The organism is Mycobacterium sp. E3198, from assembly GCF_001667015.1.
Lineage (GTDB): Bacteria > Actinomycetota > Actinomycetes > Mycobacteriales > Mycobacteriaceae > Mycobacterium.
In genome coordinates, this window is record NZ_LZIS01000199.1 from 1 (window position 1) to 9,909 (window position 9,909).

The 9,909-nt window shown below is 67.6% G+C and carries 4 protein-coding genes; 1 reads left to right on the forward strand and 3 read right to left on the reverse strand.

Features of this window, described 5'->3' with window-relative positions; genetic code table 11:
* The 3 genes from A5673_RS21665 to A5673_RS21675 all read right to left on the reverse strand — a co-directional run.
* Positions 1–840 (reverse strand): polyketide synthase (locus tag A5673_RS21665; protein WP_197518447.1); only part of this gene is annotated, 840 nt, incomplete at its 3' end.
* 278 nt (positions 841–1,118) lie between these two features.
* The gene (locus A5673_RS21670) at positions 1,119–2,387 is read right to left on the reverse strand and encodes a glycosyltransferase (RefSeq protein WP_068237286.1); all 1,269 of its coding nucleotides are present in this window, start codon (positions 2,385–2,387) and stop codon (positions 1,119–1,121) included.
* A gap of 8 nt (positions 2,388–2,395) precedes the next feature.
* Positions 2,396–3,523, reverse strand: coding sequence for a class I SAM-dependent methyltransferase (locus A5673_RS21675; RefSeq protein ID WP_068237289.1), 1,128 nt, complete (start codon positions 3,521–3,523; stop codon positions 2,396–2,398).
* A gap of 318 nt (positions 3,524–3,841) precedes the next feature.
* On the opposite strand from A5673_RS21675, the gene A5673_RS21680 reads away from it, so the two are divergent.
* Positions 3,842–9,909 (forward strand): type I polyketide synthase (locus A5673_RS21680; RefSeq protein WP_156748467.1); only part of this gene is annotated, 6,068 nt, incomplete at its 3' end.

Consider the following 9,909-nt stretch of genomic DNA (forward strand, 5'->3'; position numbering starts at 1 on the left):
CCGGATCCGGTCACCGTCGCGGATCGCGTCCTCGAGGCGCTTGACGACGACGACACCGCAGCCCTCGCCGCGCACATAACCGTCGGCGGCCGCGTCGAAGGTCTTGCACTTGCCGTCCGGGGCCAGCATGTGCGCGTGCGAGAACGTCATCGCGGTCTTCGCGCTGAGCAGGACGTTGACGCCGCCGGCCAGCGCGAGGTCGCACTCCCCGAAACGCAGCGACTGGCAGGCCTGATGGACCGCCACCAGCGACGAGCTGCACGCCGTGTCGACGGACACGGCGGGGCCTTGCAGCCCCAGCCCATAGCTGATCCGGCCCGCTCCCGCGGCGGACGACGTCCCGATCGCGACGTAGGCCTCAATCTCCTCGTAGCTCAGCTGTTCGGAGATCAATCCCAGGTAGTCATGGGTGCCCAGACCCATGAACACGCCGGTCTTGGTGTTCGCCAGGTCCGACGGGGCGGTTCCCGAATGCTCCACCGCCTGCCACGCCGTCTCCAGCAGAATCCGGTGCTGCGGGTCGATCAGCATGGTTTCCCGGTTCGACAACCCGAAGAACGGCGCGTCGAACCCGGTTACGTCCTCGATGAACCCGGCCCGGCGGCTGACGATCTTGCCGGGCGCATCGGGATCCGGGTCATAGAATTCCTCGACGTCCCAGCGGTCCGGGGGCACCTCCGAGAGCGCATCCCGGCCTTCGCACAAAACTTCCCAGAACTCGTCGGCGTTGGCGGCACCCGGGACGCGCACCGCGTACCCGACGATCGCGAAGCTGTCGCCCGTCCCCTGCGATCCACGAGCCGGCTGTGGTGTCTCGAGACTGTTCTGCAGATCGGTCATTTCCGACCGCCGATCATCCGCTGTTGCTTCTCGTCGTTAGCCAAGACGAAAAAGCAGCCCCTGCCATCATCGAAGGGATTGATGCTCAACCGCGTCTCCAGACCATCTACTCGACATGGGTATAACAAGTTCTAGACCATACTTGGCCGGTGAGATGCCTGTCACGCGAATAGGTAAGTGAGACGCCGCTCACGGCGGTGAGGGTCATTTCTGTGGCCAATAAATAAGTAATAGGGGCCACGAGGGCGCTCGGTCGGCGACAAGATCGTTTTGCCCGATCAGCCGACGCGTTTGGAGCGGGCGAAATCTTCCAGCAGGTCGGCCGCGGCGGCGACGCTTTTGGCGGGGTCGGTCATCCGTGCCGAGAGTTCGCGGGTCCGGGCCGCATAGTCCGGGGCGAGGATCGTTCGCAAGTCCGCTACCAGCGATTCCTCGGTCGCCGTCGGGAAGCGCCGCGCGGTGCCCACCTTCAGGCGTTTGACCCGAGACCCCGAGAGCATCTGATCGATGTCCGTCGGCAGGATCAGCGTGGGGACCGCCGCGCGCAGGCCCGTGGCCGTGGTGCCCGTGCCCCCGTGGTGCACGACGGCGCGGCAGGCGGGAAAGACGGTCGAGAAATTCACCGCTCCCACCACTTTGACGTGGTCAGCATGGGGGACGCTGCTGAAGTCGGTTCCGGCGGCGCCCACCAGCGCCCGCTCCCCCAGCCGCGCGCAGGCCGCGCCGATCATGGCGATCGTGTCGGCCGGAGATTCGACCGGGGTGCTGCCGAACCCGAAGTAGATGGGCGGTGTTCCCGCCGCGATCCAGGACGCGACCTCCTCATCGGCGTCCGTCGCCAACCCCAGCGTCAGCGCGCCGACGAAGGGACGCTGACGCTCGTATGCCGCCCATTCGTCGGCCAACCCGGGAAAGAGCGCCTCGTCGTAGCCCTGGATTTCCAGCGATCCGCGTTCGGTGATCCGCCGCGGCGCCGATCCTGTTGCCTTCGGCAGGCCCAATTGACGGCGCTGGGCCTCCTCGACCTGCTTCGTCGCGCGCCAGGACACCCACCAAAACGCCGTCACCGCCGCGCGCGCCAGTGGCGCCGGCAGCAGTGCCATGGTCTGGCCGTTGGGTCGCAGCGGGAAGTAATGCAACGTGGCCAACGGGATGTCGTAATACTCCGCCACGTTGGCGGCGGCGTCCTCGAAATTGATCCCGGTAAAGATGAGGTCGGCCCCGTCGGCCAGCGACACCAGCGTCGTGCTCATCTCCTGCCACGCCCGCAGCAGGGGCCCGGAAATTTCCAGGCGCGACCGGACCAAATCCCGCAGCCGCCAGGGGTGGTTGAAGAAGCAGGTCCAGAACTCGCGGTGCGCGTCCAGAATGGACCGCGCTTCGGGCCCGAAGCCGACGGCCGCCACCCCGGCCGCCTCCGTGAAGCCGACCAGGTCGGGCGGGACGGCCATGCACACGTCGTGCCCGCGGCGCACCAACTCGCGACCGACGGCGAGGTTGGGCTCGACGTCGCCGCGACTACCCCAGCTCGCCAGGACAAATTTCATCGCGGGCCCTAGTTGCGCGGACGGCTCCGGTCCAACGTGCCCAGACCGGTAATTTCGAGGCTGACCGACTTCCGTTGCCCGGCGGCGCCAAGCATGAAAAGGATGTCGCCGATCGGCGCGCCCAGCCAAAATCGCCAGAACCGCTTGCCGAAGAACTTCCAGACATAGCTACCGTCGCCCGCCAACCAATACGCCGCGATCCAGAGCAGGTAGTACGCCGCGCGCTTCCACCGCGAGAGAACCATCTCGAGGTTCATCTCCATGACTTCCAGGCCCCAGGCCCGGTATCGCCATTCCAGCCCGTACTGGTTCTGGAACTCGAAGAACGCCCGCATTTCGGCATTGGTGACGAGGTATTCGTCAAAGACGAGAATGGACCCTTCGATAAAGCGGTCCTTGCACGTCTCTAGCGCATGCAGGCAACTCTCATAGGTGTCCAGATCCATGTGGAAAAGCCGGATCGGGGCGTCGGGTCGGTCGGCCAGGAAGGGAGCCAGCGTCTCGTAGGTGCTTCCCTTGATGAACTGGACCTTGCGGCCGAGCGCCGCAGGCACCCCGTCGTGCAGGCTCACCCCGGTATCGCGCATGGAACGTTGTGCCAGCGGTTCCGACAGTGAAAAGCTGCCGCTTTTGATGAGAATCTGATCGTCGACTTGCCAGTCTTCGACCAGGCCCTCAAACGTGTCGAAGCCGTATACCTGCCGGCCCGAAGCGTCCGCGATCAGCCTGGTCGACCAGCCGAGCCAAACGCCGAGATCGAGCAGGAGTTCGTCGGAATCGTGTCCGCCCGGCCTCGGCAGGCGCGACGCTTCCCACAACAGCGTGTGGCCACGAATCTTGCACTTACGCATGCTCGACAGCGAGCGGACGATAAACGAGCGATATGCGTCGTCATATACCTTGGTGTCCCGGGAATATAAGTTCGGAATGTAGCGGTCGCGGTCCCGATAAACCAAGCGCGCACAAAAGAGCAACAAAACAAGCGCCCCGAGCACGACGAGTAACGCCGGCACGAAGTAACACGCCGTCGCCACAACGGCCGCGATGACAACGAGAATCGCTTTCCACAGCTGGTGCAGAGTCGTCCGATCCGCTACTGCCGGACTATCGACGGTCGGACTGTCGACTACGCTCACCGGTTCACCTCCGGGTGCTCGGATCGATGCGGCCCCGCGATCTCGCGAACCTCCGCGTTGGCAGTACGGCCACGGGCGCTGTCCGGGTTTCCACCGTCACGCGGGACCGCCTTCCGTCGGCTCTTGGACAGCCCGGGCTCCCGAGCCGACGACGATGACGTAATGATTCGCCAACATACCCAATGCATTGGACGGGTGTGTAATAATTCCCCGACTCGAGGAAGCGTCCTCTTCTCTTAAGGTTGATGATCTTGCAGCACACCGACGGCGTTAGCCCTATCGAAGGGCTGCGGGGTCGGCTCAGGATGGCCTCCCGCGGTGATTGAGTCCTCCATCCCGGCGGTGCTGCGGGAGCACGCCAGTCTGCGGCCGCATGAGACGGCTTACACCTTTGTTGACTACCAGCAGGACTGGGCCGGCGTTGGGGAAAGCCTGACGTGGTCGCAGCTGTATCGACGATCGCTCAACGTCGCGCGGGAGCTCGGGTCTCGCGCGTCAACGGGTGATCGCGTGGTGATATCGGCGCCCCAGGGACTCGAGTACGTCGCCGCGTTTCTCGGCGCATTACAGGCCGGTCAGATCGCCGTGCCGCTGTCGGAACCGCTGGGTGGTGCCACCGATGAACGGGTGAGCGCGGTCCTGGCCGACGCCTCGCCTTCGGTCATTCTCACCACGTCCGCCCTCGCGGGAAGCATCGCCGACTACATCTCGGCGCAGCCCGCCGAATCCCGGCCGTCAATCGTCGAGCTTGATTTGCTGGACCTGGACGCCGAGCCCGGTCCTGCCGCCGAGCCCGAAAACCCGCCAGACATCGCATATTTGCAATACACCTCCGGCTCGACGCGCACGCCCGCGGGAGTCGTGATCTCGCACAAGAACATTCGGGCCAATTTCGAGCAGATCATTGCCGCCTACTACGGTGGGTCCCCGCCGCCCGACGCCACCGTCGTGTCGTGGTTGCCGTTCTTCCACGACATGGGCTTGATCGTGGGCATCGTCCTGCCGGTGTTGGCGGGACTGCGCGCGGTGGTGACGAGCCCGATGTTCTTCCTGCAGCGACCGGCGCGATGGATCCAGTTGATGGCAAGCAACACTCGGGCGTTTTCGGCGGGGCCCAACGTCGCTTTCGAATTGGCGGCGCTGAAGACGTCGGACGACGACCTGGCCGGGCTCGACCTCGGCGACGTGCGCCACATCCTCAACGGCGCCGAACGGGTACAACCGTCGACGCTGCGGCGCTTCGCCGAGCGGTTCGCCCGCTTCAACCTTCGCCCCGACGCTTTACGGCCTTCGTATGGGCTGGCGGAAACGGTGGTCTTCGTGGCGACCCGCGAATCGGGCCATCCGCCGGAAATCGTGAGTTTCGAATCCGAGGAGCTGACCGCCGGCCACGCGAAGCGGTGCGCGGCCGGGGAAGGTATGCCGCTGGTCAGCTACGGCATGCCGCCGTCGCCGATGGTGCGCATCGTCGACCCCGAAACCAGCATCGAGTGTCCCGCGGGAACGGTCGGCGAGATCTGGCTGCACGGCGACAACGTCGCCGACGGCTATTGGCAGAAACCCGAAGAGACCGAACGCACCTTCGGCGCAACGCTTGTCGGCCCGTCGGCCGGCACGCCCGAAGGGCCGTGGCTGAGAACCGGTGATCTGGGCTTCTTTTCCGACGGCGAGCTGTTCATCAAGGGCCGCATCAAGGACATTCTGATCGTCTACGGGCGCAACCACGCCCCCGACGACATCGAGGCGACGATCCAGGAGATCACCCATGGCCGCTGCGTGGCCATCGCGGTTGCCAACGGTGACGGCGCCGATCAGCTCGTCACCATCGTCGAGGTCAAGAAGCGCGACGAATCCGAAGAGGCCGCGGCGCAGCGGATAGCCGCCGTGCGGCGTGATATCACCGCGGCGATATCCAAGGTGCACGGTCTGAGCGTGGCGGATCTCGTTCTGGTGCAAGCCGGTTCGATTCCCCTCACCACCAGCGGCAAGGTCCGGCGACGGGACTGCGTACAGCTGTACTCACGCGATGCGTTCACCCGGTTGGACGAGCCCATCAGCGCGCCGAAGCAGCCCAAAGTCGATGCCGCCGAGGCGGACTCGGGATTGGCCCAACGCCTGCGTACCCTCAGCCGGCAACAGCATGACCTGCTGGTGGCGGAGGTGTGCTCACAGGCGGCAGCGGTGTTGGGCCGCCCCAGCGCTCAACACATCGACCCCGAGCTCACGTTCCAGGACCTGGGCTTTGATTCGGTGAAGGCGACCGAGTTGCTGGACCGGCTGAAAACGGTCACCGAACTGGAACTGCCCCTCACGCTGGCCTTCGACTATCCCAGCCCCGACGAGTTGGCCACGCACCTGAGTCAGTTGCTCGGCGGGTCGTCCCCGGCCGCCGCACGCGCGGGCGCACACACGCGGGTGGACGAGCCGATCGCCGTGGTGGGGATGGCGTGCCGGTTCCCGGGCGGGGTGAATTCGGCTGCGGCGCTGTGGGATCTGGTGGCCGGCGGCGTCGACGCGCTGGGGGAGTTTCCGGCCGACCGGGGCTGGAACCTGGCGGACCTGTTCGACCCCGATCCCGACGCGGTGGGCAAGACCTACACGCGCGCCGGCGGCTTTGTGGCGGATGTGGCCGGCTTCGACGCCGATTTCTTCGGGATCTCGGCGCGCGAGGCCCAAACCATGGACCCCCAGCAGCGGTTGCTGCTGGAGGTGTGCTGGGAAGCGTTGGAATCCGCCCGGATCGATCCGGCCGCATTAGTGGGTTCGCAGACCGGGGTGTTCGTCGGGGCGTGGTCACAAACCTACGGCGCGGGCGGTTCGGACGGCGCGGAGGGATACGGCCTGACCGGTTCGTCCACCAGCGTGGTCTCCGGTCGCGTCGCGTACGCGTTGGGTTTGCAGGGCCCGGCCGTCACCGTCGACACGGCGTGCTCGTCGTCGCTGGTCGCCACGCATTGGGCAGCCGAATCTTTGCTCAAGGGCGAGTCGGCCCTGGCGCTGGCCGGCGGGGTGACGGTGATGACCACCCCGGCGATCTTCACCGAGTTCGCTCGGCAGCGTGGGTTGGCCGCCGACGGGCGGTGTAAAGCGTTCTCCGCCAACGCGGATGGCACCGGCTGGGGCGAAGGGGCCGCGGTGCTGGTGCTGGAGCGGCTCAGCGACGCCCAGCGCCACCACCACCCGGTGCTGGCGGTCATCGCAGGATCGGCGATCAATCAGGATGGCGCTTCCAACGGGCTGACCGCCCCCAACGGGCCCGCCCAGCAACGCGTCATCACCCAGGCCGCGGCCAACGCCGGCGTCGCGCTCGATCAGGTCGACGTGGTCGAGGCGCACGGCACCGGCACCACCCTGGGCGATCCGATCGAGGCGGGCGCGCTGATCGCCACCTACGGCACCGCCCGCGACGCGCAGCACCCGCTGTGGCTGGGATCGATCAAATCCAACATCGGCCACACCCAGGCCGCCGCCGGGGTGGCCGGGATGATCAAGATGATCGAGGCCCTCAACCACGACACCTTGCCCCCGACGCTGCACGTCGATCGGCCCAGCCCGCACGTCGACTGGTCGGCGGGCACGGTGCGGCTGCTCACCGAGGCGGTGGCGTGGCCGCACACCGATCATCCCCGCACCGCGGCGGTCTCCTCGTTCGGCATCAGCGGCACCAACGCCCACGTGATCCTGCAACAGGCCCCCACTCCAGAGCCGGCCGACGCAACGGCCCCCGCCGGGGAAACCGGTGTGGAGTTCGGGCTGTTGATGTGGCCGGTGTCGGCGCGCACCCCCACGGCGTTGAGCGCGCAGGCCGACCGGCTACACCAGCATCTGGCCGGCCACCCCGACCTCGATCTGACCGACGTGGCCTACAGCCTGGCCACCACGCGCACCCATCACTCGCATCGCGCGGTGATCACCGCGCCGGCCGACAGCGCCGATCCGCGCAAGGAGCTGTTGGATGCCCTGGATGCCCTGCGGGCCGGCCAACCCCACCCGCAGCTGGTCAGCCACCAGTGCCTGAACCAGTTGGGCGGCAAGATCGTGTTCGTGCTGCCCGGGCAAGGCGGCCAGTACCCGGGCATGGGGCGCGAGCTCTACGAGCACCACCCCGTCTTCGCCGCCACCGTCGACGCCTGCGATGAGGCGTTGCGCCCCTTCACCGACTGGTCGGTGCGCGAGGTCTTGTGTCAGGATCCGGGCGCCCCGGCGCTGGATCGCGTCGATGTCGTGCAGCCGGTGCTGTTCACGATGATGGTCTCGCTGGCCGAGGTGTTAAGGCGCTACGGAATCGTTCCCGACGCCGTGATCGGCCACTCCCAGGGCGAGATCGCCGCGGCGTACATCGCCGGAGCGCTGTCCCTGCCCGAGGCGGCCGAGGTGGTCGCGCGGCGCAGCCAGGCGCTCCGCGCCCTGGGTGGCACCGGCGCCATGGCGTCGGTCCTGCTGGCCACCGACGAACTGCGGCCACGCCTGCAACCCTGGGGCGAGGCGCTGAGCATCGCCACGGTCAACGGCCCGTCGCACACCATCATCAGCGGCACCCCCGCCGCCATCGAGGAGTTCAGCGCGGCTTGCGAGCGAGACGGCGTCCACGTGCGGTCGATCGCCGTCGACTACGCCTCACACTCGGCCCAAGTCGAACCGCTCCGGGAGCGCCTGCTCGATGAGCTGGCCGACCTGACCCCGATGCCCTCCAGCATCCCGTTGTATTCCACGGTGGGAGAGGCGCTTTCGGCCGATCCGCTCGACACCACCACCATGGACGCCGACTACTGGTATCGCAATCTGCGCGAGCCGGTCGGGTTCCACGACCGGGTGGTCGAGCGGCTGGCCGTCGGCGAGTGCACGTTCGTGGAGCTGTCCCCGCACCCGGTGTTGGCCCCGGCGATCACCGACGCCCTGGCCCAGGCCACGGGACGGAGCCAGTCCGCGGTCATCACCACGCTGCACCGCGACCATCCCGACCAGGACAACCTGGCCACCGCCTTGGCCCACCTGCACAACCACGGCCACGGCCCGTCGTGGTCGGCCCTGTATCCCCACGCCCACACCGTCGAGTTGCCCACCTACCCCTTTGAACACCGCCGCTACTGGCTGAACCCCACGTCGACCGGCGACGCTTCCGGGCTCGGCCAGGACCGGGCGGAGCATCCGCTGCTGGGTGCGGTGGTCGACCTTGCCGACCAGGACCAGGTCGTGTTGACCGGTCGGTTGTCGACGGCCACGCAGGGCTGGTTGCGCGGCCACCGGGTCCAGGACACCGTGCTGTTCCCGGCGACCGGGTTCATCGATTTGGTGTTGCAAGCCGGTGAATACACCGGCTGCCCGGTCATCGACGAACTGGTTCTCCATAGTCCCATGAGGCTGGCGGACGATACGCCCACCGATCTGCAGCTCGCCGTGCAGTCGGCCGAGGACGGCGGGCGGCGCGCGTTCACGGTGCACTCGCGCACCGGTGGCCACTCCGGCGTGTGGACGCTGCACGCCAGCGGCGAACTGAGCTCCCACCAGCCCGCCACACCGCCGCTCCTGCCGGCGCCGAGCGTCCAGGCCGTCGACCAGGACGACTTCTACGACGCGTTGGCCCAGCGGGGTTACGGCTACAGCGGTCCGTTCCGGTCGCTGCGGGGCATCGGCACCGACCCAACCCAACCGCAGGTGGTTTGCGCCGAGGTGGCGTTGCCCGCCGGGACCGATGTCGCCGGCTATGGCATCCACCCCGCCCTGCTCGACGCCGCCCTGCACGCGATGGCCTCCGTATCGGACGACTCGGCGGCGCTGCGGCTTCCCTACGCGTTCAGCGGGATCACCCTGTATGCCACCGCGGCCACCCAGCTGCACGTCCGGCTGAGCCGCACCACCGACGACACGTATGAGCTGCGCGCCACCGACCCCACCGGCGCCCCGGTGATCACCATCCAAACGATCACCCTGCGGGAACTGCCCGACATCGGTGGGCAACTGACCGCCGCGGTCGGACTGCGCGACAGCGTGTTCCAACTGAGCTGGCCCGCCCTGCTCGGCGACACCCCGGCGGTCGCCGCCCCCGACTGGGCGGTTGTCACCGGCTCACCCGACCGACTCCCCGCCGGCCTGCACAACGGCTCGATCCACAGCGACCTGGCGACCGTGCTCCCCTGCCCGGAATTGGTGGTCTGGCTCCTGCACGACGCCGACGAGGCGGATCCGCTGCGGCGGGTGCACGGCCTGACCCGCGAGGTGTTGGCCCAGTTGCAGGGCTGGTTGGCGCGGCCCGACGCCGCCCAGAGCCATCTGGTGGTGGTGACCCGTAATGCGGTCAGTGTGAGCGCGTTTGACCGTGTCCCCGATGCGGCGCACGCCGCGGTGTGGGCGCTGATCCACACCGCGCAGAACGAGCATCCCGGGCG

Bases quoted from the DNA above. Each gene is read 5' to 3' on its own strand.
- A5673_RS21670 (WP_068237286.1), bottom strand. From the start codon at position 2,387: ATGAAATTTGTCCTGGCGAGCTGGGGTAGTCGCGGCGACGTCGAGCCC.